We start from the raw sequence: 23,607 nt of genomic DNA on the forward strand, positions 1-23,607 counted from the left end.
GGATGCCGGGTCAACGCAAGCCCACCGCGACGACGCGCTCAGGTGTAGATGAACTGCGCGGTCGCCCGGCACGAGGCCGAGGGCACGACCCGCACCCAGTGCGCGCTGAAGCCGGTCGGGAAGGTGAAGGACTCGTAGCCCTCGGCCCCGACCGTGATCGTCCGGTAGCGGCGGAAGTCGCCGGTGCCCTTGAAGTCGACCTCGACCTGGAAGTCGACCGGCTCGGTGGCCTCGTGGGACAGGTGCAGGCACTTGTGCTCGAAACCGGTCATCAGGTACGGGTCGGACGGTACGCCGGCCTCGACGCCGGACTCCCACCACGGCCCACCCCAGCCCTGCGGCTTGCCCCACGACCAGAGGTCGTCGGTCTTGCCGAACCACAGGTTGGCCTGCGGCTGCCCGGCGACCGGGTTGGCGTCGTGGATCGGCGTGGTCTGGTCGCCGGCCAGGACGAGCAGCCCGTTCCAGGAGCAGAAGTCGCCGACGATCCGCAGGTGCGACGCGATCGGCCGGATCCCCCACACGGCGTTGCCGTAGGTCAGGGACGGCAGCTCGTAGAACATGCCGCTGGCGTCCATCAGCAGACGCTCGGACTCGACCTCGCGGATCCGCGGCCACTCGGTGGTGAAGGCGTGATCCTGGGTGTGGGTCGACTTCGGCAGCCGGTAGACCTTCCAGCCGGTCTGCGGGAGGTAGACGTGCAACAGCGCGGACGCGCGGTCCTGCCCGACGGCGTACAGGGCGTCGCCCATGCCGTTGGCGCTGGCCAGCGTGTTGAACTGGGTCTTGGCCAGGATCGTCCAGGCGGTGCCGTCCCACTCCGCGAGCCGCCCTTCGCTCTCACCGGCCGGGAAGTCCTTCTCGTAGTACGAGTTGTTGACCACCACGACCCGGCCGTGCCGGGTGTAGGCGTCCTTGAAGTGGGCGTAGCCGGTGACGCCGAGCTCGAGGCACAGGTCGGCGAGCTGCTTGACCTCCAGGCTGTGGACGTCGACCTCGAGGAACTCGCCCTCCATGCCGACCATGTAGACCTTGTTCGCCTCGTCGGTCAGGTGCCGGCAGGTCGCGGTGAGCCGGACGTCGACCAGCTCGTCGATGGTCCGGACGTTGCCGTCGACATCGATCACGTGCGGCCCGATGAACAGCTGGCTCGTCTCGCGGTGCACCAGCCGGTTGGCGTAGGTGCCGACGACGCTCGCGGGGTGCTTGGTGAGCTCCAGGTTGTCGTCGATCGTGAACAGCCCGGTCCCACCGCCGGTGGCGCTCTTGTGGGCGACGTACGTGACGAACCAGAGCCTGTTCGCCCACGGCATCAAGGCGCCGATCCCGGTCTCGCTGCGGGGAGTGTGGTCGGCCTTGACCGCAAGACGCGGCAGGACGCCGCTGATCGCGTGGTGACTCATGAGTTGCCTCTCTCGCGCTGGGCGCGGGACTAGCTGGTCAGTGGGCGGCGTCGATCGAGGTCTCGACCTCGCGCCGGGCTTCGTGCAGCAGCAGCCGGAGCTTGTCGTCGCTCGCCACGTCGCGGGGACCGTGGAGAGCGAGCGCTACGGGGTGCCCGTCGTACGGACGGAGCGGGATCGCCGCGGCGACGTAGTTCTCGACGTCGCGGTAGCCGTCGTCGATCAGGCAGTCGAAGGTGACGTTCGAACGGGCGACCTCGATGACGCCGTGCGGATCGGCCGGGACGTGGGGATGTGGCCGTGCCCAGCCGAAGCGGGCCCGCGAGTGCTCCAGCAGCTCCAGGGCCTCGGAGTCGGGCAGGTCCGCGATCAACCGCATCGCGGGGGCCGAGAGGTGCATCGGATAACCGTGGCCCTCGAACAGCACCGGCTGCCGGCCCTCTGCCGAGCGCAGGAAGTAGATCAGCTCCTGCCGCCACAGCATGCAGATCGACAGCGTCATCCCCGGCACCTGGTCCGCGGCCTCCTGCATCGCCCGGCGCGGTGTCTCCATGATGCTGAAGTGCGGACGCGCCCCGAGAGCGATCGAGAGCAACCCGTAGTCCGGGGCGTAGCTGCGGTAGCTCTCCTTGCGCACGTACCCCGCAGTGGCCAGCGTGGCGAGCATCCGCGACGCCGTGCTCTGGTGCAGCTCCAGAGCCTTGGCCACCTCGGTCGCCGTCACCGGCCCATCCGCCTCCACGAGATGCCGAAGCATCTCCAGACCACGCAGCAACGACTGCATCTGGCCCTTGCCTTCGCGCGCATCACCCTGCATACCGAGGAAGTTAACATGCACATACTGCATGATCAACATCTAGGCGCACGATCCTGCACATTCACCCGGTGAAGTCACCGCACCTGAGGACTCGAACTGCTGACCGGCCGTGCCGATCAGAACGGGCTGGTCTGGCTGGTGCCCGGGGCGCTGGTGATGCTCGAGGTGATCTTGATCTGCCAGGTGGAGTTGGCGTCGAACGAGCGCAGGTACTTGTAGTAGTCGCAGGATCGGGTGAACGTGCCGCGTTCGGCGTCCCAGTCGGTGCCCGACTTGAAGTACACGGAGTACTGGCCGCGGATGCCGGACAGTGTGGCGCTCGCGTTGCCTCGGACGTAGATCGCGGCGATCGGTTTGGACGTCTCGCCGGCCATGGCGGCGACCACGACGTCGCCGTCCGACTGGTTGCTGATCTGCAAGCGCCCGGAGCCGCGCGCGCCGGAGCGCGCGACCACCTTGCCGTGCACGCCGCGACGGTTCAGCTGCGGCTGATTCGCCGGCTCTCGCGCGGCGAGCAGCCGGCCGAAGGTGATCTTCGCCTTCGCCAGCTCCCTGGTCGCGTCGGCCAGAGGATCTGAACTGTTCATGCCGTGGGACCTGAACGCCCGCAAGAAGATCTCCCCGCGGATGTCTGCGAACCTCTCGGCCGACGACGGGGTCAGGCCGCACTCCTGGGCGCGGACGGAATTCGCGACCGGTCCGTCACTGCGCAGCGTCTGGTAGCCGGCGAGGGCTTCGAGCGCCAGGGTATGACCGAGTCCCACCGCCCGCGGCGCCACAGTCTTTTGCAGAGGCCCGTACTCACGCTCCATCGCGGCTGCGAGGGCGTCCCGCGCGGTCTGCGTCGCCGCGAGCGTAGGCGCGGTCATTGCCTTCAGCACGTACGGCTGCAGACGCTGCTCGATCGCACTCAGCACAGCCTGGTACTGCGGGATCGACAAGGGCGGCGTGATCGTCGGTACGGCGCTGCTGCTCGCCGACGTCGGAGCAGGAGCCGTTTGCTGCTCGGGCTCTCCGCTGCAACTCGCGACCAGCAGCCCCACCAGCACGATCGACAGGAAACGCCCAGCCACCTGGCCAGTCTCTCACAGCGTCGATTCAGTCGCCGAGTGCGACTGAGCCAGACCCTCCTCGAGGCGGACAGACAACGGGTTCGGGTTCTGGCGTGGGTCACGGTGGAGCTCGGTGACGACCGTGGCTTCCAGTAGGGCGGGCCATTCGACCGGGGTGCTCCAGTTGGACTCGTACCCGCTGGCCAGCAGGTGGGTGACCGTCGCGGCGACGCTTTCAGCGCGCGTGAAGGTCGGCAGCGGCGTTCTGACCGGGCTGAACGGCGCGATGGACATCCTTGGCTGATCGCCGACCAGCACGTTGGCCAACTCGTGGGCCAGCTGCGGCGCTCGGGTCAGGTTGGGGTCGGCCAGGAGCCACAGGCCGGGGAGAGCGGTTTCGCCGGCCAGGGGTTGGCCGTCGATCGCGGTCGGGTTGTTGCCCAGCTGGAGTTCACGGATGCTGCTCTCGCCCAGGTCGCGGCGGATCTGGCGGGCAGCAGCGTTCAGCAAGTGCAGTACGTCGCCGACAGGCGCTGCGTCGCGTGCTTCGGTAGCAACGATCTCGGTCCCGCCGAGCTGGACCTGCCCCGACCGGTGCGGCAGCGCGAACGTGGCGGCGGCGAAAGCACGCTGCGGCGTACGGATGACGTACGGCGGAACACTGCCGTCGTCGGTGTCGACCAGCGCCGAGACAACTCCCGTGCTGATCAGCCGCGGACTCTCGGCAGCCTCCGGTACGCCGGCGAACAGCACCGGCGATTCAGCACCATCCGCCAGTACGACGGCCTTCGCGCGCAGCGTCGTACCGGAGGCCAGCTCGACGCCTTCGGCACGGTTGGATCGCACCAGCCCGGCGACCGGCTCGGCGAACCGATCACCGCCGGCCGCCCGGAACACCTGCTCGAGCCGGTCCTGCAACTCCCGGGCGTTCACCGCCCGCTCGTTCGGCAGGAACAGGGCCTTCAGCGGACGGGAGGTCGGCTCCGGGTCGAGCCAGTCCATCTCGTCGGGATCGACGTCCTCGGACGGCTCGTCGTACTCGTCGAGCGCCGACCGGATCGCGGCGAAGTTCGCCGTGTCGACGCCGGGCAGGCCGATCGCGTTCAGGATCACCAGAGTGCCGTCCCCGGTCAGCAGGTCGGTCTCCGGCTCCAGCGACGCCAACCACTCGTCCCAGTACGCCGAAGCCTCGAAAGTCCAGGCCAGGGTCTCCCGACCGTGCTCGCTCGACAGCTGCCGGGCGGTCACTTCGCCGAAGGTCTGGACCATCGCCGTGGCCGGGACCGCTGCGGGCTGCCCCAGTACGGCGACCCGCGCGTCCCGTCGGGCCAGCTCGACCCCGAGCGACAGTCCCAGCAATCCGTTGCCGACGACAACGACGTCGTACTCCATGGCGGCTTCCTTTCCGGTCATCGGCCGGCCACCGTGGTCCGGCCGGCCGCGTAGTAGTCACGCAGGGACTGGGCGATCGACAGGTGGATCCGGGACGCCGCCAGCAGCTCCGGCGGCGGGGTGAACTCCGGGTCGAACTCGTCGGCGATCCGCGTGTACGCGAGCCGCAGGTAGTGCTCGATGGTCAGCGGCAGGTCGACGGGAAGCGACCAGTTGGTCTCGTAGCCGGTCGCCATCATGTGCGTGACCGTCGTACTGACGATGTCCGCGCGGTCGAAGGCCTGGATCGGCGACCGCACCGGCCGGAACAGCTGGAGATCGACCGTGCCCTCCTCACCGAGCAGCAGCGCGGCCATCTCCCGAGCAAGCAGTGGCGACAGCGTGAGGCCGTCCCGGTAGGTGCCGGTCATCATCCAGAGGCCCGCGACACCGGTCTCCCCCAGCAGCGGCATGCCGTCGAGCGCGACCGGCCGGTTGCCCACCTGCAGCTTGCGCAGTCCGCTCCGGCTGAGGTTGCGGCGGACCTGACGCACCCCGCAGTCGAGCAGGAAGAGGACGTCGGAGACGAGCGCGCGGCTGCGGGGATCCGGCGAGATCACGTTGGTCGCACCGACGTAGACCTGTCCGGCACCGCGCGGTACGACGTGCAGCCCGCAGGCGAAGGCCCGGTTCGGAGTCCTGATCACGCTGCGCGGCGAGGTCCCGTCGACGGTGTCGACCAGCGCCGAGACGCCGTACCCGCTGACCAGCCCGGGGATCATCGCGGCTTGGTCGGGCAGGGTTTCGAGGATCGTCTGGGTGGCGGCCCCGGCCGCGAGCACGACCTGTCCGGCACTGATCGGGTCGCCGGAGACCAGCGTCACCCCAGTGACCTGGTCACCGTCGCGATCGATCCGGGCTGCTTCCTGGGTGATGAGAACACCGCCGGCCGCGGTGAACGCCCGGTCCAGGCGGACCAGCAGCTCGTGCGCGTTCACGGCGTGCTCGTCCGGGATGAACATCGCCTGGAGCGGCCGCGCTGTCGGCTCCGGGTCGAGCCACTCGATGTCCTCGGGGTCGAGGTCCTCGAACCGTTCGCCGTACTCGCCGAGCGCGCGCCGGATCGCCCGGTAGTTGTCCGTGTCGATCTCGGGCAGGCCGACCGAGTTGAGCATGACCACCGTGCCGTCGGCGGTGAAGAGCTCGCGGCCGTCGGTGTCCGGTGACAGCGACGCCAGCCAGTCCGGCCACAGCTTCGAGGCCCGGTACGCCCAGTCCAGCTTGGTCCGGCCGTACTCGGTCTTCAGCAACGTCGTCGTCACCTCGCCGAAGGTGCCGATCATCGCGCCCGCCGACGACGACGCCGCGCCCGGGCGGTGCGGCTGTCCGAGGACGGCGACCCGCACGCCGCGCCGCGCCAGCACCAGCCCGAGCGACAGGCCCAGCGATCCGTTGCCGACTACAACTACATCGAAGACTTGGCTCACGTGGAGTTTCCTTCCGCAGTGGTGAATCAGTCGGCCAGGTGACGGACCAGCTCCGCCACCGTCGGTTTCTCGAGGATCACCCGGACCGGGACCCGGACGCCCAGCCGCTCCCGCAACCGGGCCGCCAGCCGGACGGCGACCATCGAGTGCCCGCCGAGGGAGTAGAAGTCCCGCGCGAGGTCCGCCTCGCCCACCCCGAGGACCTCCAGCCAGACCGCGGAGACCGTTGCCTCGAGCCCCCGGTCGTCGAGAAGCCGGGCACCGACTTGTCCCGCGGGGTGAGTGGACGAGGCGAGTTCGGTCGTCAGGTCCGCCCAGACCAGGTCGAGCCGCCGCCGCGCTGCAGCGAAACCGGCCTCGAAGAGCATCGCCTCGGGCGAAGGACGGCCAGCCAGGACAGTGAGAGTCAGCAGCTCCGATGCCAACCGTCCCAGCAGACCGGCCAGGCGTTGCCGCGCGAAGAGACCGGGCTGCTCCGCGAGAAGCGACCGACAAGTCGTGCTGAAGCGAACCGCTTGCTGCTCGACGTACGCCCGAGGGCTGTCGGCCGTGCTGGGAGCAGCGGGCGGAGCCTCGGCGAGGTCGAGAGCCGACAGGTTCAGCTCGGCGGACCATCGATCCATCAGGGATTCGACGCCACCGGCGACCCGCAGCGCCCGCGCATCGCGCAGGTAGCGCTCGACCGGATGCGGGACGGCACCACGAGCCGCCTTGCTGCGTGCGGTTTCGTAGCCTTCGCCACCGAGCAGGGCGACAGCACGATCGATCGCACGCCCCGCGGCCAACGACACGACGTTCTTCGCCGCGGCCAGGTCGGGCTCGGTGTTCACCCGGTCGAGCCCGAGCACGCACCACTGGTGAACGGTCTCGATCGTGTGCAGCTCGGCGGCGATCTCGCCCACCGACCGCTGGATCTCCTCGTACTCACCGAGTCCCCGGCCGTCGATCGTGCGGCGACCGGCGAACTCGCGCACCCACTCCAGCGACCGCCGGGCGATCGCGAGCGACGGCGGCCCGATCACGAGGTGCCGCGCCAGAGCGGCCCGGAGCCCCAGATCGGTGTCGACGTCGACGCCCGCGCTGACCGCCTGTTCCGGCCGCATCCGCCAGTCCTGCTCGAGCGACTCCGGCATCAACTGCGCAGCCGGTACCCGTACGCCGGTCAACCGCAGCATCCCGAACGGCGCACCGCGCAGCCCCATGAACTCGTGCCGGCCGACGACCTCGAAGCCGGGCGACTTCGTGTCGACGAAGAACAGCCGCACCGAGGTGTTGCCCGAGCTGTCGGTCACCGAGGCCGAGACGTCCAGGAAGTCGGCGACCGCACCGTTCCCGATGTAGACCTTCTCGCCGTTCAGCACGTACGCCGTACCGTCGTCGACCGGTACGGCGAACGTCTGCCGGCTCTGGTTCGCCGCGCCCGCCGGCTCCGCGTCGGCGGCCGCCGAAACGATGCCGTCGGCAACACGGTGCGCGATCAGCTCGCGCAACGGCCCGTCCGCCAACGCCGGCAGGTACGACGCCGACCCGAAGCCGTTGTGGATCGACAGGACGAAGGCGACCGCCAGTGACCGGTGCGCGGCCGCCTCCACCACCCGGCAGGCGTTCCACCACGACAAGCCCAGACCGCCCAGGTCGGGCGTCACCATCAACCGCAGCAGCCCAGCGTCCTGCAGGCGCTCCAAGAACCCGTCCGGCAAGTTGCCGCTCTGCTCGACGGCCTCCGGGTCGAGCCGCTCGTCCAGAAGCGCCGTCAGCGATGCGACCGCCTGGTCGCCGGCGGCCCGATCAGCACGGTCCAGCTCAGGGAACGGCGTCAGCAGCTCCCAGCGGACCCGGCCCGCGTACAGCTCCGGCAAGACGCTCGGCAAGGTGGTGGAGGAATTCATCCGTCCGCTCCCGGAAGTAGAAGTGGTCGCCCGCGAACAGCTGGGTCTCGAAAGGCCCTGTCGTGTAGGTCTGCCAGGCGGTCAGCGCCTCGACCGGCTCGTCGTCGTCACGGCCGCCGAACACGGTGATCGGGCACTCGAGCGGCGCCGCGGGCTCGGCGCGGTAGTTCGCGACCACCGTCAGGTCGCCGCGCAGGGCCGGCAGCATCAGGTCGAGCATCTCCTGGTTTCCCGTCAGCTCCGCGGGAAGCCGCCCGTACCGCGCTTCGATCGCCGCGACCAGCTCGACGTTCGCCAGCTCGTGAACGCCTTCGCTCAGCCGGTCCAGGTGCGGCGCCCGCGCGGCGGACACGTAGAGCTGTCGCGGCCCCGGTCGTCCCGCGTCCCGCAACGCGCGGGCGACCTCGTACGCGACCAGTGCGCCTAGGCTGTGTCCGAAGAACACGAACGGCGCGACCAGCTCGGTCTCCTCGACGAAGTCCTTCACCAGGGCTTCCATCGACTCGTACGGCGTCTCGGCCATCCGGCCACCCCGGCCGGGGAGCTGCACGGCCCACAGCTCGACGTCCGTCAAACCGTCCGTCCACGTCAGGTACTCCCCCGCCGAACCTCCGCTGTGCGGGAAGCAGTACATCCGCAGCGGGGCCTGCGGCCGTTCCCGGCGTCGCAGCGTCCACTGCTTGGTCGGCGCGGACACCGCAGGCGTGTCCGAGGCCAGCGCCGCCAACTGGGCGACCGTTGGCGCCTCGAAGAACGAGCGCGACGTCAGCGCCGTACCGAGCTGTCCCCGCACCGCGGCGATGACGCGCGACGCGATCAGCGAATCGCCTCCCAGCTCGAAGAAATTGTCGTGCAGCCCAACCGACCGCATCCCCAGCGTCTCGGCGAACGCATCGGCCAGCAGACGCTCGGTCGGAGTCATCGACACCGTCTGCTCAGGAAGGGCTTCCTCCGTCTCGGCCTCTTCACCCACACGGAATCGTCTTCGCTGGAACGGATAGGTCGGCAACGCGACCTTGCGCGGCACGCGTCCTCGGTGCAGCGAGCCCCAGTCGAGGTCGACGCCGGACTCCCACAGCCGTCCTGCCCCTCGCAACATGCTCACCGAACCGTCGTCGCGATTCGTGGCACCGGCCAGGCTCTGCGCGATCGGCCGGTCCTCCGAACAGGCGGGGTGACGACGCGCGAACGTACTGAGCGTGTGGCCCGCGCCGACCTCGAGCAGCGCGTGCTCTCCACCGGACAGCAGCGTCTGGAGAGCGTCGGCGAACCGCACAGGCTGCCGGAGATGCGCGGTCCAGGCGGTCACGTCCTCGACCTCCCGCGCGGTCGTCACCGACCCCGTGCGATCCGAGATCCAGGGAATCGCCGGCGGCTTCCGCGGGACCGATCCGACCACCGCGGCGTACTCCGGCAGGACGGCGTCGACGTACGCCGAGTGCGCGGCGGCCGGGATCCTGAGCGGGCGAGCGTCCACCTCCCTGCCCAGTAACGCCTTCTGAAGCGCTGCGACCTGAGCCGCCGGACCGGTGACGACGCACTGGTCGGGACTGTTGACCGCCGCGAGAGCAAGCTGCCCGGTGAGCAACGGCTCGACCTCCGCCGCCACGAGCGGGACCGCCAGCATCGATCCCGCGGGCAGACTGTCGAGGAGCCGGCCCCGCGTGGTCACGAGCCGCACCGCGTCAGCAGGTTCGAGTACGCCGGCACTCGTGGCCGCGGCGTACGCGCCGAGGCTGTGACCGAGGACCACCGCCGGGACCACGCCACGCGCACGCCACAGCGCCGTCAACGCGTACTGCACGGCGAACAGAACCGGCTGGCACACCCGCATCGTGTCCAGCCGTTGCTGCGCCCACGCTTCGTCCTTCGGGTACAGCACGTCGCGGAGATCGAGACCCAGCTCGTCGCGCGCCCACTCGGCGGCGGCATCGATCGCGGCCCTGAACTCCGGTTCGTCGCGGTACAGGCCGGCGCCCATGCCGACGTACTGGCCGCCTTGTCCCGGGAACAGGAACGCGACCGTCCGGCCGTCGACGGCCGTGTGCCCCGCGGCCAACTCGGTGAACGCGCGGACTGCGTCCTCGTGGTCGTGCGCCACCACGGCGGATCGTTCGGCCAGGTGACGCCGGCCGGTCTGCAGCGTCCACGCAGCATCAGCCAGTACGACGTCCTGCTGTGCCAACCGCTCCCCCAGGTGCTCCACGACGCTCCGCAGAGCGCGCGGTGTCCGGGCGGACATCGGCAGCAGCTGCGGCCCACCGCCGGCGTGCTCACCGCGCCGAGGTGCTTCCTCGATGACGACGTGGACGTTCGTCCCCCCGAGCCCCAGCGAGTTGACGGCGGCCCGCCGCGGCGTCTCCCGGGCCGGCCAGTCGAGGGGCTCGGCGCTGATCACGAAGGGGGTTCCGTCCAGGGCCAGGTCCGGGTGCGGCCGGCGAAAGTTCTGGGTGCCCGGTACGACGCCGTGCTGCAGCGCCAGTACGGCGGTGATCAGGCCCGTCACGCCCGCGGCCGCGTCGGTGTGCCCGACCGCGGCCTTGACCGATCCGAGGCGGCAGAACCCGGTCGCGCCGGTCCCGAGCGCGAACGCCTTGCCCAGCGCGCGCACCTCGATCGGATCGCCGACCTCGGTGCCGGTGCCGTGCGCCTCGACGTACTCGATCGTGCTCGGGTCGACGTCGGCCACCAAGTGCGCCGTACGGACCGCCTCGACCTGCCCGGCGACGCCGGGGGCGAAGAACCCGACCTTGCCCGCGCCGTCGTTGGTCATCGCCGAGCCGCGGATCACCGCCAGCACCCGGTCGTGGTCCGCGAGCGCGTCGTCCAGCCGTCGGAGGACGACGATCCCGACCGCGTCCCCGGCGACCGTGCCGTTCGCGCCGGCGTCGAAGGAACGGCAGCGCGCGTCGGGCGACAGGACGTCCTCGTCGCCCTCGGCCGCTTCGGGTGCCGGGACGTGAATCGTCACCCCACCGGCCAGGGCGACGTCACAGTCACCGGCCAGGAGCGCCTGACTCGCCAGGTGGACGGCGGTCAGCGACGTCGAGCAGGCCGTCTGGACCGACACCGCCGGTCCGCGCAGACCGAGCTTGTAGGCGACCCGGCCGGTCAGGAAGTCGGACCCGTAGCCGTTGCGCAGCTCCCACGTCGTACTGCCCGGGAACTGGTCGCGGTGCCGCTGCAAGGCGGCCGGATGATCGGTCAGTCCGCACCCGCCGTACAGGCCGATCGCGCCGGGATGGCGGGCCGGGTCGTAGCCGGCGTCCTCCAGCGCCGCCCAGGCGCACTCGAGAAAGACCTTGTGCTGCGGATCGAGGATTGTCGCCTCGCGGGGCGAGAACCCGAACAGGCCGGCGTCGAACCCGTCCGCCTCCGGTACGACGCCGTACCCGTGCACCCGGCCGTCCGGCCCGGCCGGGCCCCGGGTGATCTGGTCGTCGTTCGCGAACAGGTTGGCCCAGAACTCGTGCACGTCCCGCGCGCCGGGGAACCGGCCCGCCATCCCGACGATCGCCACGGTCGCGGCCGGATCGATCGGCTCGCTCATGACGGCGTCTCGTCGTCGGTCCGCACCAGCTCGCGCCGCTGGCGAAGGCGATCGCGTCCGGTCAATCGCCGCCCGGCGGCCGGGCCCGAGGCGACCGGTGCGACCGCACCGCCCAGGTGCTGCGCGAGACTGGCGACCGTCGGGTACTCGAGCAGCGCCACGAGCGGCGGTGCCGAGCCGGTCAGCTCGCGCAGCCGTGACTGCGTGGCCAGCAAGGTGAACGACGTACCGCCCAGATCGAAGAAGTTGTCGTTCCGGCCTACCGCGCTGGTCCCCAGGACGTCCTGCCAGATCGCGGTCAGTTGGTGCTCCAGCTCGGACTGCGCATCGCCACCGAGGCTGACCTGTCGCGGTTCGGCAGCCTGCTCAGGCTCGGCGGCAGACTCCTTGAGAACCTGGTGGTCCGGCAACGGCAGCGCCGGATCGTCGACCACCGACACCAGCAGGCGTTCCAGCCGATCGGCCAGCGCCGCAACGGTGCTCTCGGCCAACAAATCGGTCCGGTAGGTGAACGTGAGCCGGAAGTCGTCGGCCAGCGGCGCGGCCCGGAAGATCGTCAGGTCGAGATCCACCTTCGCGTCGTCCGGCGGGCACTCGATCACCGTCGCGCTGGTCCCCTCCAGCCGCGGGGTCACGATCGGCGTCGGCTCGAACGAGAAGTACGCCTGCACGAGCGGCGCGCGCCCCGGGTCCCGCTCGGGTGCCATCTCCGCGACGATCCGGTCGAGCGGTACGTCGGCGTGCTCGAGGGTGTCGAGCAGAACGCCCCGCACCCGTTGGCACAGCTCCGCGAAACCCGGATCACCAGTGGTGTCGACGACGACGGGCAGGGTGTTGACGAAGAACCCGATCACCGGTTCGAGGTCGGCCTGGTCCCTTGCACTGACCGGAACGCCGACCAGCACCTTCGGCTGACCGGACAGCCGGGCCAGCAGTGCGGCGTACGCCGTGATCATCAGCACGAACGGCGTCACGCGCAGCTGCCGGGCGGCGTCGAGGACCCTGGTCATCACCGCCGCAGGGACAACGCGGACGTGGTTCGCGCCCTGCGTCGCGGCCTGCCGCGGTCGCGGGTAGTCGGTCGGCAGTCGCAGCTCGGTCGGTACGCCGGCCAGCTGCTCCTTCCACCACAGGACATCGTCCGCCGCGACCGACCGGTCGAGCTGCCAGGCCGCGTGATCGATCGGCTGGACCTGCGGCTTGGGGGGTTCCGGCAGACCGGCGTAGCCGTCGGCGAGCTCATCCAGGAACAACTGCAGCGAAGGCCCGTCGGTGACCAGCTGATGCATGACGACCACGAGAATGTGGTCTTCCGGAGTCAACCGGATCAGCCGGGTCCGCAGCAGCGGACCGGTCTCCAGCTCGAACGGCTCACCGGCCCAGCGACGTACGAGCTCGAGCGCGCCGGCCTCGTCGTCGACCTGCGTGACCGGCAGCTCGACCTTGCCGTCACCGATCCGCTGCGCCGCGTCGGGAAACGTCGTACGAGCAGCCTCGTGGCGCGCGACGATGCGGCCGATCGCCTGCTCCAGCCGCGTCTCGTCGAGCGGGCCGCCGAACCGGACCGCGACCGGAACGTTGTAGCTCCCCGTTCCTGGGTGCAGCTGCTCGACGACGTACAGGGCCCGCTGGAACAGCGACAGCGGATAGGTCGCGGCCGTCCGCGGCACCGTGGGAATGTGCTCGGTCATCCTGCACTCCCCAACGCGAGCCGGTCGATCTTCCCGCTGGCCGTGCGCGGCAGCGACGCCACCAGGTCGATCCCGACGGGCACCATGTAGGCGGGCAGCCGTTCGCGCAGCGAGGCGAGCAAGGCGGTGGGCAGTTCGTCGTCGCTGCGCTCCTTCGGTACGACGTACGCCCGCAGGTACCGCTCCTCGGCCGCGACGCCCGACACCGAGACGACGGCCTGGGCCACCGCCGGGTCCGAGTTGAGGATCGTCTCGATCTCCCCCAGCTCGATCCGGAACCCCCGCACCTTCACCTGCGTGTCCTGGCGACCGAGGAACTCCAGCAGCCCGTCCGGCCGCACCCGGCCCAAGTCGCCGGTCCGGTACGCCGGTTCGTCCGGCCGTTGCGGATCGGGAACGTAGCTCTGCGCGGTCCGCTCGGGCAGTCGGACGTACCCCGGACCGACCGCCGTACCGGCGACCCACAACTCCCCCGTCTCGCCGTCCGCCACCGGGCGACCGTCCTCGTCGCACACCAGGACTCGCGTCTCCCAGATCGGGGAACCGATCGACGGCAGGTCCTCCCAGGTCGACACGTCGGCCGGCAGCTCGTACGACGTCGCGACGTGGGTCTCCGTGGTCCCCCACTGGTTCACGAGCCGGCAGTCGGGCAGCCGGGTGAACAGCGTGCGGATCCGGTCGCTCGCCTGCACCTGCTCGCCGGCGGTCAGGATCTCCCGCAGCGGGTGGGTCCGCGGCGTGACCTCGTCCGCGAACAGGGCCAGCGACTGGATCATCACGAACGGCACGAAGATCCGGTTGACCCGCTCGGCCTCGATCAGGTCCCACAGCTCCTGCGGGTCGAGCCGCTCGTCCTCGGTGCAGCAGACCACGGTCCCGCCCTCGCCCAGGGTGCTGAGCACTTCCTGGTAGATGATGTCGAACGACGACGGCGCGAACTGCAGCGTGCGGTCGCCCGCGGCGCAGCTCGACGCGTCGCGCTGCCAGGCGATCAGGTTGGCCAGGTTGCGATGGGCGTACCGGACGCCCTTCGGTCGACCGGTCGAGCCCGAGGTGTAGACGACGTAAGCCAGGTCCGGTTCAGCCGCTTCCACCGGCACCGACTCGTCCAGCGCGTAGACGATCGTGCCGGTACGGCGTACTGGCGTGAACCCGCCGAGCCGGTCCACCGCGGTCTCGTGCCCGACGACCAGCCGTACGCCCGCATCGGCACAGATGAACCGCAGCCGGTCGACCGGGTACGCGACGTCCAGCGGTACGGCGGTGCACTCCGCGCGCAGCAGGCCGATCACCGCGACGACCAGGTCGATCGAGCGCTCCAGGTGAACGCCGGCCGTCGTGGCGCCCAGTTCACGGACGTTCGTGGCGACAACCCCCGCGCGGTCCCACAGCTCCTGGTAGCTCGCTGTCTCGCCCTGGAACATCACGGCGGGCGCGTCCGGGCTGCGTTCGACCCACTCCAGGACGGCTTCGAGCTCTGGTACGACGGTTGTCATTTGTGCCATCCCTCGTCGGCCGCAGCACGCAACGTGATGCGGTGTGGGCGTTCACTTCGTAACAGCACGCGGCTCAGCACCCGCTGGATCTCGGCGATCCGGACCGGATCCGGATCGTCCACCGACACCTCCAGCTCGTAGCGCAGCTCGTCCCGGTCGTCGCGGAACACCGTGGTCCGGCAGTGCCGGACCCCTGGGACCTGGGTGGCGATCCGGCGGACCGACGGCAGCCAGACCTTTTCGCCCCCGACCACCACGGAGTCGCTCAGCCGGCCGCGGAAGAAGTGGTAGCCGTCGGCATCGATCTCGAAGCGGTCCGCGGTCGCCACCGCGCCGCTCGGGGTCAGCGGGCTCGCCACGTCGTCCGGGACACGCTCCCGCAGTACGGTGTCGGACTCGACCAGCAGCTCACCGTCAAGCAGGCTGGTCCGCACCCCCGGCAACGGCAGCCCGACCGACGACCAGCGATGCTCGGGTTCGTCGTGCACCGCCAACGTGGAGACGCGCGGCCCGGCCTCGGTGAGGCCGTAGGTCAGGTACACCTCGCGATCGTTGCTCAGCAAGGGTTTCAGGAAGTGTGGGTCGAGGGTGTCACCGCCGACCGTCAGCACCCGCAGGGTCGACGGGAGGTCGGCGAGGCGGGTCGCGGCACTCGGGGTGAGCGAGGAGACGGTGACGTCGTGGGCCGCCACTTCTTCGGCGTACGCCCGTGGGGTGAACGGCGGTCCGGAGATGACCAGCCGCGAGCCACGCACCAGCGCTGCCAGGGCTTGCGCCACGAACGCGTAGGAGTAGTGCAGCGGCAGGCAGATCAGTACGGTGTCCGTCGCCCGCTGTCCGATGGCGTCCGCGTGCTTGGTGGCGTTGCGCAGCAGGGCATCGAAGCTGTGCAGACAGCCACTCGCGATCCCCGCGGTGCCCGAGGTCATCAGCACCACGTCACCGGGCGCGTGCTGCCGTTGCGGTCCGGTGAAGCGCACGGCATCCGCCCCGGGGAACGCGTACGCCCGGCCGGCGCCGTACCGCTTCGCATCGATCCGGGGCGCGATCAGCGCGGCCGCACCGAGCCGCTCGGCGATGGTGGCGATCCGCGTCGCGGCGGACGACGGCGCGATCGGGACGGGGACAGCACCGGCCGACAGCACCGCGAAGACCGTCGACAGCATCGCCTTGCCGTTCGGCATCGCGATGAGCACCTGCGCTCCCGGCTCCAGCCCGAGCGCCGCAACCACCTCGGCCGCGTCCACCACGGGAGCGGTGGCGTCCGCGTCCTCTGTTCGCTCCAGCAGCGCGAGGAACTCGGCGCCGTTCACTCGCTGGCTCCGACCACGACGCTGCGCACCTGGTGTCCGGCCTCGGCATCAACGGTGTGCACGCTGAGGATCACCCGGACCGCCGCGCCGGTGCGCAGCCACGACCTCGCCATCGTGACGGCCACCGGCCAACTGGACTCCGGCCCACTCGTGAGCAGCAGACTCGGGCCACGGAAGCCGTGCACGAGACAGGTCAGACTCGCTGCCCCACCAGGGCTCGCGCCCGCGAACCGCAGCGGTGAGACGCGACCGGACGTCGCCGTACCGGCGATCCCAGCCATCGTGTCGAGGGTCGCGTACGTGCTGACCACCAGGACGGCGACCTCGCCGCGCACGTCGTCGAGATTGTTGCCGATGGCCCGTTCGGCGGACTCCAGCAGCAGCCAGGCCACCGGATCGACGTACAGGGACGGAATGCGCCGCGTGCTGTTCGGCACCGCCTGCGCCGCGGTACCGGAGCCGAACACGGTGAGGTCGGCCGGCAGCTCGTCGATCACGACGCCTCCAGGACCAAGCAGGTGTTGAAGCCGCCGAATCCCAGCGTGAGGCTGAGACCCACCGCGCCGTTGATCGCCAACGGCGTACCAACCGGCAGCCGCAGCGGAAACTCCTTCAGCGGATCGGTCAGTCCTACGACCGGGGGAACCCGCTGGTCCCGCAGCGCCAGCAGTACTGCGACGGCCTCCAACGCGCCGGTCGCGCCCAGCGTGTGGCCGAACGCGCCCTTGGTGGCAAAGACGACCGGCCCAGCCTCATCAGGCTCGAACGTCCGCCGCAGACTGGCCGACTCGACGTCGTCGTTCACCGGCGTACCGGATCCGTGCGCGTTGACCACCGCGACCTCGCCCGCGTCCCGCCCGGCCGATCGCAGCGCGGTCTCGATCGCCCGCACCACCGTGTCGCCGGACGGGTCCGGTGCGGTCGCGCCGTGTGCGTCGTTCGCCGCTCCGGCGCCGGTCACCGCACCACGAACCCGGGCACCGCGCGCCGTGGCCGACTCCGCGGTCTCCAGGACCAGGAACGCGGCGCCCTCGCCGAGCAGCATTCCGTCGCGCGCGGAGTCGAAGGCGCGCAGCGTGGTGGGCGACATCGTGCCCAGCGCGCTGTGGCCGAGCCGCTTCGCCGGGGTGAGGATGTCGACACCGCCAACCACGCAGAGGTCGGTCACACCGTCCGCGACCAGGGCGGCTCCGACCGCCACCGCGTCCGAGCTCGCGGAGCACGCCGTACTCAAGGTCGTGGTGGGCAGTCCGGACTCCGCCGCCAGTTCGTCGCCCCAGCGAGCCAGCGAGTCACCCGGTACGTCGAGATCGGGTCCGTAGCTCGTCCCGGCCACCAGGCGCAGGCGTGGATCGGCGAGTTCGAGACCCGCGTCGGCCACGGCCGCGCGGAGGGTGCGTAGCCCGAGGGTCGATTGCCGCTTGCGGTGATCGCCGAACGGCAGGTCCGGTACGGCGGCGGCCAGGTCGTTGCGCAGCTTGTGATCGCTCGGAACCGGCCGGAGGCCGGACGCACCGGCCAGCAGCTCCGCCCAGACCAGGTCGAGCTCGGCGCCCAGCGCGGTGTCCCACGCCATCCCGGTCACGACGACGCGGCGGCTCACCACCATTGCTGACCCATGTCCTCGACGTTGCGCCGCACCAAGTTGGCCCGGAACGCCGCCACCGTCGTGCCCTCCACCGTCGCCCGGCCGGAGAAGAAGAAGGTGTCGTCGACCAGCCGGTCGGCGGTCACCGCGATCTCCACCCGGTCCCCCGGTACGACGATCTTCAGGAACCGCGAGTTCATCGCGCCGACCAGCGTCAGTTCGTCGTCGCGCAGCTTCGACGTACTGAGCTGGAACAAGATGATGCCCGCCTGCGCGAACGCCTGGCTCAGGTGACTGGCCGGGAAGATCGCGCGCTCCGGGAAGTGGCCAGCGATCGCGTCCATCTGCGCCGACACCGCCAGGCTGGCGACGATCCGCTCGTTCGGCGCGTAGTCGAGCACGCGGTCCAGGTACAGCATCGGGTGCCGGTGCCGCAGCCAGGTCTTGATCTCGGTGAAGCCCATGGTCCGCGGGGCCACAGCGGCGGGAGTCTCGACGGTCTCAGTGGGCTGCATGGTTTCCGGCCTCCGTGAGGGTGTGGTGCAGGGCAGGGAGCAGCGTGCGGGCGGAGCCGTCGCTGCGATCGACCAGACCGAGGACGAGCGTTCCGGTCGCCAGCTCGACACCGTCGGCGGTTCGCCGTACGACGCCGTTGATGCGGACCCGCGCCGCACCGACGTGGTCGACCGCCGTCTCCAGGCTCAGCTCGTCGGGATAACGCGCGGACGCCAGGTAGCGCAGCCGAAGCTCGCTGACGACGAGGTCGGCGCCCTCGGCGGCCAACGCGCCGAGACCGACGCCGAGCCGTTCCAGGTTGTCCAGCAGTGCGGTCTCGATCAGGGACGCGTAGCGCGCGAAGTGCACTACGCCGGATGCGTCGGTGTCGACGTGCTCGACCTTGCGCACCACCGGCAACAGCACCGGGCTGCTCATCCCAGAGCACGCCTGTACGCGGCGGCACCGGCGACCAGCCGCTCCACCATGGTCTGAAGATCGGTACGCGTTGCCACCAGCGGTGGCGCCACTCGCATTGTCGGGTAGAGGTAGCGAAGCCCGTGACTACGTCGCCCGGCGCCGGACATCAGTTCGACGTACACGCCGGCTCTGATCATGCACTCGCGGAGTTCGCCGGAACGACCTGCCGCCTGCTCGGTCAGCTCCACACCGTGCAGGTAACCGATCCCCCGGGCTTCGCTGAACACGTCCGGGAAGGCGGTCACCAACTGCTCGTCCAGCAGCCGCCCCAGCTCCGCGCCGTTCGAGGCCGATCGTCCCAGGAAGTCCTCGGCCACGATGTGGTCGAGACCGGCCCGGATCACGGCGCACGTCAACGGACGCAGGTCGGAGGTCGCAACCGCGCCGGTGGCGCGGATCCCCAAGGAGCGTCGCGCGATCACCATCGAGGTCGACAGTGCACCCATCCCGAGGCTCTTGCCGATCACGGTGAGATCGGTCGCGATCGGGCCTTGCTCGTCCGTCATCGCGAACAGCTGCCCGGTCTTGGCGAACGTCAGGACCTCGTCCGCCACCAGGACCGCGCCACTCGCCGCGGCCAGGGCCGCCAGCTCACGCAGGTAACCCTGCGGTGGGACCAGAATGCCCGCATCGCCTTGCACAGGTTCGACGACAACGGCCAGCACCCGTTCGCCGTTGCGGGCGAACCAGTCCCGCGCGGTCTCGGAGTGACCGAACGGAATGTGCTCGACCGTCAGGCCGAACGGCTCCGCGGCGACCTCCGGCAACCCGATCCGGTAGTGCCGCCGGTTCAGCAGCGGCAGCAGGCCTCCGGACCAGCCGTGCCAGGCACCTTCGAAGGCCAGCACGAGATCACGGCGTTCGGCGCCGGCCGCGGCGCGCAGTCGCCGTCCGTCGAACCGGGACTCCAGGGCGAACCGCAGCGCGAGCTCCATCCCTTCCGACCCCGAGTTCCGTCCACTGACGGCGTACTCGGAGATCGGGAAGCGGTCGGTGAACAGGCCGCCCGCGCCGAAAAGCCCTTCCAGCATGGTGGATCTGGCCTGCGAGGCGATCTCGTCCGACACGTAGCCTTCGGTGCGGACGGACTCGGAGAGCGCGGACGCGATCACCGGCGACCCGGCGCCGAGACAGGCGGATCCGTAGGCACCACTCGCGTCCAGTACGTCGAACTGCCGACCGGTGTCGAGCTCCACGAACTGCTGGACCAGGCCGTCGGCGCCGGTGCACCCGAACGGGAGCCTCGAACCGCCGTAGTGGTCGAACTGCGCGTCCCGGTCGAACCAGGTCACGGACTGCACGGACATGGGGAACTTCCTTTCCTGGACGGAACAGGGGCGGCTGTGTTCCGTCTCAGGCGCCGGCGACCTCCGACCGCGACTTCAGGTCACGGACCAGGGCGGCGACCGACCTGATGCTGGTGAAGTTCTCCGGGCTGAAGTCCGCGTCCGAGATCGTCACCCCGAAGGTGTTCTCGGACTGCACCCGCAGCTCGACGAAGCCGAGCGAGTCCAGGCCGAGCTCGGCGCGGAGACGGTCGTCGAGGCCGATCTGGTCGACCGGGGTCTCCACGAACAGGTCGGTGACGAGAATGGAGCGGATGGCCGACTCGATGGTGTCGATGATGGCACTCCTCAAGAAGGGGGCGGCTTCCTCCGGAGAATTTCAGCCGCCACGAACGTCAACCACCGCAATGGAAAGTGAACGACGCCCGTCGGCGAGTCGACCAACCACCCAGTAGCGTTCCGTCCCGTGGATCACGGGTTGTCGCTTGGTCGCACGCGATTACGCCTTCTGCGCAAGCGGTCCTTGACGGGTGCGTCCGTTGCCGGCGCCGTGGATTCACCGTCGCCCCGCAGATGACTGGCGAGCTGACGAGCCGTCGGGTAGGCGAACAGGTCGACCGTCGCGATCGGCCGTCCCAGTACGGCGGCCAGCCGTTCGCGGACCTGCGCGACGGACAGCGAATGCCCGCCGAGCTCGAAGAAACTGTCGTCGAGACCGGTCACCGGCGCGCCGAGTACCTCGGACCAGACCGCCGTGACGACCTCCTCCAGGGGTGCGGAAGCGTCGATGTCGAGCACCGCCGGGCGGCGCGGAGCGGGTAGCGCCCGGGCGTCGATCTTCCCGCTGGTTGTCATGGGCAACGAGTCCAGGAAGACGAAGTCGTCGGGCAACATCGCCGCGGGCAGCCTTGTCGCGAGAAACCCGCGCAGTTCCGCGGACTCGGTGGTCACGACGTACGCCACGAGACGTCCGTCGATGGCGGCCACGTGCGCCTGGCGGACGGCCGGATGAGTCATCAGCACAACGACGATCTCCCCTGGCTCGACCCTGTTCCCCCGAATCTTCAACTGCTCGTCATTCCGCCCGACAAACCTGAGACCGGCCGGCTCGTCCCGCACCAGGTCGCCACTGCGAAAGACCCGTTCTCCGGCGTGGTCAAGGCCGAAACGACCGACCTCGTTCGCCGGATCGACGTACCGGGCAACCCCAACCCCACCAATCACCAACTCCCCCACCTCCCCCTCGCCAACCGGCGAGCCCTCCGCACCGACCACCGTCACCGTCCACCCGTCGAGCGGATGACCAATCCGGACCGGCTCATCCGGAATCATCCGCCAAGCGCACGCAACAACCGTCGCCTCGGTCGGACCGTAGGTGTTCCACACCTCCCGACCAGGACCAGCAAAACGCCGGACAAGCTCCGGCGGACAGGCCTCACCGCCGAAGATCAGCAGCCGCACACCCGGAAGTCCATCCGCCGGCCACAGCCCAGCCAACGTCGGCACAGTCGAAACCACCGTGATCCCCCGCCCAGCCAGCCACGGGCAGAGCTCGGCACCGGAGCGAACCAGCATCCGCGGCGCCGGAACCAAGCAAGCGCCGTTCCGCCAGGCCAGCCACATCTCCTCGCACGACGCGTCGAAGGCCACCGAGAATCCGGCCAGCACCCGGTCCCCCGGTCCCACCGGACGATCAGCAACGAACAAGCCCGCCTCGGCATCGGCGAACGCCGCCGCCGACCGATGGGTGACAGCGACCCCCTTCGGACGACCGGTCGTCCCGGAGGTGAAGATGATCCAGGCGTCATCGTCCGGCCCCGGCCTCCCCTCCCCACCGACAGGCGCGATCGGCGACGACCGCAACACGAGCCCCGCCTCCAGCACCCCGCACACACCCGCGTCCTCCCAGACCACAGCGACCCGATCGTCGGGATCGTCGGGATCGACCGGCACGTACGCCGCGCCGGCGGCGAGAATCCCCAGGATCGCCAGGTAGATCTCGGCGGAGCCGGACGGCATCCGGACGCCGACGCGGTCACCGGTGCCGATCCCGGCGGACCGGAGTTGCTCGCGCACTTCCGCGACTCGCCGCGCGAGGTCGGCGTACGTCAGCACCGTGCCGTCGTCGACCGCGGGAGCGTCGGGGTAGGCCTGGACGGTCGCGTCGAGGACGTCGAGCAGAGTTCGCCCGGCGACGGGTCGGCTGGTCTCCATGACACCTTCCAACGGTCGGGGTTCCGGCGTAGCCCAGCCGACGGATCCCAACCCTGTCAAGGGATTCGGCGCGGGGCGCCGATCCGCAAGGTCGCGTTCATCCGCCGGTTACTCGGCACCGATCGCTGGTTCCCCCGTCGCGCCTAGGGTCAGGTGGTGACGAACACCGACGAGGACGACAGCGGCTACGTCGCCGTCGTCGCGATGAGCGGCCGCTTTCCGGGTGCGCCGACGGTCGCGGAGTTCTGGCAGAACCTGCTGGCCGGCCGCGAAGGGATCACCCGGCTCGGCCTCGACGATCCGGAACTCCTGCCGGCGTACGGCGTACTGGCGGGGGCCGACGAGTTCGACGCGGAGTTCTTCGGGTACTCCGACGACGAGGCGGCGATCATCGATCCGCAGCAACGTCTGCTGCTCGAGTGCGCGCACGAGGCGCTGGAGAAGGCCGGCTACCCGGACGCCGTACGGCCGTCGACCGGGGTCTTCGTCGGCGGAGCCACGACCGAGCACGCGGCACAGATCCGCGTACGGCGGCCGGGCGTCAGCGAGAGCCGCATCCGGCTGGGCAACGATCTCGACTACCTCAGTACGAGAATCGCCTACAAACTAGGGCTTTCCGGTCCGGCACTGACGGTGCTGACCGCCTGCTCGTCGTCGCTGGTCGCCGTCCACCTCGCGATCCAGTCCCTGCTGGCCGGCGACTGCGATCTCGCGATCGCGGGCGGCGCGAGTGTGCAGGCCGAGGCGCCGCGGGTGCGGTACGACCCGGAGGGCATCTTCTCGCGCACCGGCCGGTGCCGCCCGTTCGACGCCGCGGCCGACGGGACGGTCGGGGCCAGCGGGGTCGGTGTCGTCGTACTGCGGCCGCTCGCCGACGCGCTGGACGACGGAGACCACGTGCACGCGGTCATTCGCGGTACCGCGGTGAACAACGACGGACGCGACAAGATCGGCTTCACCGCGCCGAGTGTCGCCGGACAGGCCGCTGCGATCCGCGCCGCGCACCTGGTCGCGGGCGTCGGCGCCGACGAGATCGGGTACGTCGAGACGCACGGTACGGCGACGCCGCTCGGCGACCCGATCGAGATCGCCGCGCTGACCAGGGCGTTCCGGGAATCGACCGATCGCACCGGCTTCTGCCGCGTCGGATCGGTGAAGTCGAACCTCGGTCACACCGACGCGGCGGCCGGAGTGATCGGCCTGATCAAGACGGTGCTGTGCGTCGAGAACGGCGTCCTGCCGGCCAGCCTGCACTTCACCCGGGCGAATCCCGAGATCGACTTCGTGTCGTCCCCGTTCGTGGTCAACGACAAGACCCGCGACTGGCTGACCGACGGGCCACGGATCGCCGGCGTGAACGCGATCGGGATCGGCGGGACCAACGCGCACGCGGTCGTCGCCCAGGCTCCGGCCGTTGGCGGTCGAGCCGCCGGCCGGTGAACCGCGGCGACGGGTCGAGCTGCCCACCTTTCCGT

General features: G+C 70.2%; 18 protein-coding genes. 1 reads left to right on the forward strand and 17 read right to left on the reverse strand.

All coding sequences use genetic code 11. The annotated features are described in order from the left end of the window. Window positions 1-38 precede the first annotated feature (38 nt). The 17 genes from HDA39_RS11740 to HDA39_RS11820 all read right to left on the reverse strand — a co-directional run bounded on the left by HDA39_RS11740 (window position 39) and on the right by HDA39_RS11820 (window position 22,132). A complete protein-coding gene (locus HDA39_RS11740) occupies window positions 39-1,403 on the reverse strand; it encodes a hypothetical protein (RefSeq protein WP_184795253.1) in 1,365 nt (454 codons plus the stop codon). A 37-nt stretch (window positions 1,404-1,440) separates the two neighbouring features. Continuing rightward, window positions 1,441-2,220 (reverse strand): IclR family transcriptional regulator, encoded by a 780-nt coding sequence (locus HDA39_RS11745; protein ID WP_184795254.1) that lies wholly within the window; start codon window positions 2,218-2,220, stop codon window positions 1,441-1,443. Between the two features lie 116 nt (window positions 2,221-2,336). Further along, complete coding sequence (locus HDA39_RS11750) at window positions 2,337-3,293, reverse strand: hypothetical protein (RefSeq protein WP_184795255.1); 957 nt, start codon at window positions 3,291-3,293, stop codon at window positions 2,337-2,339. 12 nt (window positions 3,294-3,305) lie between these two features. Further along, the gene (locus HDA39_RS11755) at window positions 3,306-4,685 is read right to left on the reverse strand and encodes an NAD(P)/FAD-dependent oxidoreductase (protein ID WP_184795256.1); all 1,380 of its coding nucleotides are present in this window, start codon (window positions 4,683-4,685) and stop codon (window positions 3,306-3,308) included. Continuing rightward, a complete protein-coding gene (locus tag HDA39_RS11760) occupies window positions 4,682-6,130 on the reverse strand; it encodes an FAD-dependent oxidoreductase (RefSeq protein ID WP_184795257.1) in 1,449 nt (482 codons plus the stop codon). The genes HDA39_RS11755 and HDA39_RS11760 overlap by 4 nt, the downstream gene beginning before the upstream one ends. Before the next feature lie 26 nt (window positions 6,131-6,156). Then, window positions 6,157-8,019 (reverse strand): phosphopantetheine-binding protein, encoded by a 1,863-nt coding sequence (locus tag HDA39_RS11765; RefSeq protein WP_184795258.1) that lies wholly within the window; start codon window positions 8,017-8,019, stop codon window positions 6,157-6,159. Continuing rightward, complete coding sequence (locus HDA39_RS11770) at window positions 7,934-11,569, reverse strand: type I polyketide synthase (RefSeq protein ID WP_184795259.1); 3,636 nt, start codon at window positions 11,567-11,569, stop codon at window positions 7,934-7,936. The genes HDA39_RS11765 and HDA39_RS11770 overlap by 86 nt, the downstream gene beginning before the upstream one ends. Then, a complete protein-coding gene (locus HDA39_RS11775) occupies window positions 11,566-13,260 on the reverse strand; it encodes a condensation domain-containing protein (protein WP_184795260.1) in 1,695 nt (564 codons plus the stop codon). Before HDA39_RS11775 ends, HDA39_RS11770 begins: the two co-directional genes overlap by 4 nt. After that, window positions 13,257-14,756: an amino acid adenylation domain-containing protein gene (locus HDA39_RS11780; protein ID WP_184795261.1), complete on the reverse strand. Its 1,500-nt coding sequence runs from the start codon at window positions 14,754-14,756 to the stop codon at window positions 13,257-13,259. The genes HDA39_RS11775 and HDA39_RS11780 overlap by 4 nt, the downstream gene beginning before the upstream one ends. Beyond that, window positions 14,753-16,069, reverse strand: coding sequence for an AMP-binding protein (locus tag HDA39_RS11785; protein WP_184795262.1), 1,317 nt, complete (start codon window positions 16,067-16,069; stop codon window positions 14,753-14,755). Before HDA39_RS11785 ends, HDA39_RS11780 begins: the two co-directional genes overlap by 4 nt. After that, window positions 16,066-16,566: a beta-ketoacyl synthase N-terminal-like domain-containing protein gene (locus HDA39_RS11790; protein ID WP_184795263.1), complete on the reverse strand. Its 501-nt coding sequence runs from the start codon at window positions 16,564-16,566 to the stop codon at window positions 16,066-16,068. The genes HDA39_RS11785 and HDA39_RS11790 overlap by 4 nt, the downstream gene beginning before the upstream one ends. Next, window positions 16,563-17,678 (reverse strand): beta-ketoacyl-[acyl-carrier-protein] synthase family protein, encoded by a 1,116-nt coding sequence (locus HDA39_RS11795; protein ID WP_202892961.1) that lies wholly within the window; start codon window positions 17,676-17,678, stop codon window positions 16,563-16,565. The genes HDA39_RS11790 and HDA39_RS11795 overlap by 4 nt, the downstream gene beginning before the upstream one ends. Further along, window positions 17,669-18,172 carry a 3-hydroxyacyl-ACP dehydratase FabZ family protein gene (locus HDA39_RS11800; RefSeq protein WP_202892962.1) on the reverse strand — a complete coding sequence of 168 codons (504 nt, stop codon included), beginning with the start codon at window positions 18,170-18,172 and terminating at the stop codon, window positions 17,669-17,671. The genes HDA39_RS11795 and HDA39_RS11800 overlap by 10 nt, the downstream gene beginning before the upstream one ends. Continuing rightward, complete coding sequence (locus HDA39_RS11805; RefSeq protein ID WP_184795264.1) at window positions 18,159-18,590, reverse strand: acyl-CoA thioesterase; 432 nt, start codon at window positions 18,588-18,590, stop codon at window positions 18,159-18,161. The genes HDA39_RS11800 and HDA39_RS11805 overlap by 14 nt, the downstream gene beginning before the upstream one ends. Then, window positions 18,587-19,939 carry an aminotransferase class III-fold pyridoxal phosphate-dependent enzyme gene (locus tag HDA39_RS11810; protein ID WP_184795265.1) on the reverse strand — a complete coding sequence of 451 codons (1,353 nt, stop codon included), beginning with the start codon at window positions 19,937-19,939 and terminating at the stop codon, window positions 18,587-18,589. The genes HDA39_RS11805 and HDA39_RS11810 overlap by 4 nt, the downstream gene beginning before the upstream one ends. 46 nt (window positions 19,940-19,985) lie before the next feature. After that, window positions 19,986-20,270, reverse strand: a complete 285-nt coding sequence (locus HDA39_RS11815) for an acyl carrier protein (RefSeq protein WP_202892963.1) — start codon at window positions 20,268-20,270, stop codon at window positions 19,986-19,988. A gap of 119 nt (window positions 20,271-20,389) precedes the next feature. After that, complete coding sequence (locus HDA39_RS11820) at window positions 20,390-22,132, reverse strand: AMP-binding protein (RefSeq protein WP_184795266.1); 1,743 nt, start codon at window positions 22,130-22,132, stop codon at window positions 20,390-20,392. A gap of 156 nt (window positions 22,133-22,288) precedes the next feature. On the opposite strand from HDA39_RS11820, the gene HDA39_RS43680 reads away from it, so the two are divergent. Further along, the gene (locus HDA39_RS43680; protein WP_202892964.1) at window positions 22,289-23,572 is read left to right on the forward strand and encodes a beta-ketoacyl synthase N-terminal-like domain-containing protein; all 1,284 of its coding nucleotides are present in this window, start codon (window positions 22,289-22,291) and stop codon (window positions 23,570-23,572) included. The last annotated feature ends 35 nt before the right edge of the window (window positions 23,573-23,607 follow it).

This window comes from Kribbella italica (genome assembly GCF_014205135.1).
Classification (GTDB): domain Bacteria; phylum Actinomycetota; class Actinomycetes; order Propionibacteriales; family Kribbellaceae; genus Kribbella; species Kribbella italica.

Bases quoted from the DNA above. Each gene is read 5' to 3' on its own strand.
- HDA39_RS11805 (WP_184795264.1), bottom strand. From the start codon at position 18,590: ATGAGCAGCCCGGTGCTGTTGCCGGTGGTGCGCAAGGTCGAGCACGTC.
- HDA39_RS11755 (WP_184795256.1), bottom strand. From the start codon at position 4,685: ATGACCGGAAAGGAAGCCGCCATGGAGTACGACGTCGTTGTCGTCGGC.
- HDA39_RS11740 (WP_184795253.1), bottom strand. From the start codon at position 1,403: ATGAGTCACCACGCGATCAGCGGCGTCCTGCCGCGTCTTGCGGTCAAG.
- HDA39_RS11810 (WP_184795265.1), bottom strand. From the start codon at position 19,939: ATGTCCGTGCAGTCCGTGACCTGGTTCGACCGGGACGCGCAGTTCGAC.
- HDA39_RS11765 (WP_184795258.1), bottom strand. From the start codon at position 8,019: ATGAATTCCTCCACCACCTTGCCGAGCGTCTTGCCGGAGCTGTACGCG.
- HDA39_RS11780 (WP_184795261.1), bottom strand. From the start codon at position 14,756: ATGACAACCGTCGTACCAGAGCTCGAAGCCGTCCTGGAGTGGGTCGAA.
- HDA39_RS11775 (WP_184795260.1), bottom strand. From the start codon at position 13,260: ATGACCGAGCACATTCCCACGGTGCCGCGGACGGCCGCGACCTATCCG.
- HDA39_RS11820 (WP_184795266.1), bottom strand. From the start codon at position 22,132: ATGGAGACCAGCCGACCCGTCGCCGGGCGAACTCTGCTCGACGTCCTC.
- HDA39_RS11800 (WP_202892962.1), bottom strand. From the start codon at position 18,172: ATGCAGCCCACTGAGACCGTCGAGACTCCCGCCGCTGTGGCCCCGCGG.
- HDA39_RS11795 (WP_202892961.1), bottom strand. From the start codon at position 17,678: ATGGTGGTGAGCCGCCGCGTCGTCGTGACCGGGATGGCGTGGGACACC.
- HDA39_RS11745 (WP_184795254.1), bottom strand. From the start codon at position 2,220: ATGCAGGGTGATGCGCGCGAAGGCAAGGGCCAGATGCAGTCGTTGCTG.
- HDA39_RS11770 (WP_184795259.1), bottom strand. From the start codon at position 11,569: ATGAGCGAGCCGATCGATCCGGCCGCGACCGTGGCGATCGTCGGGATG.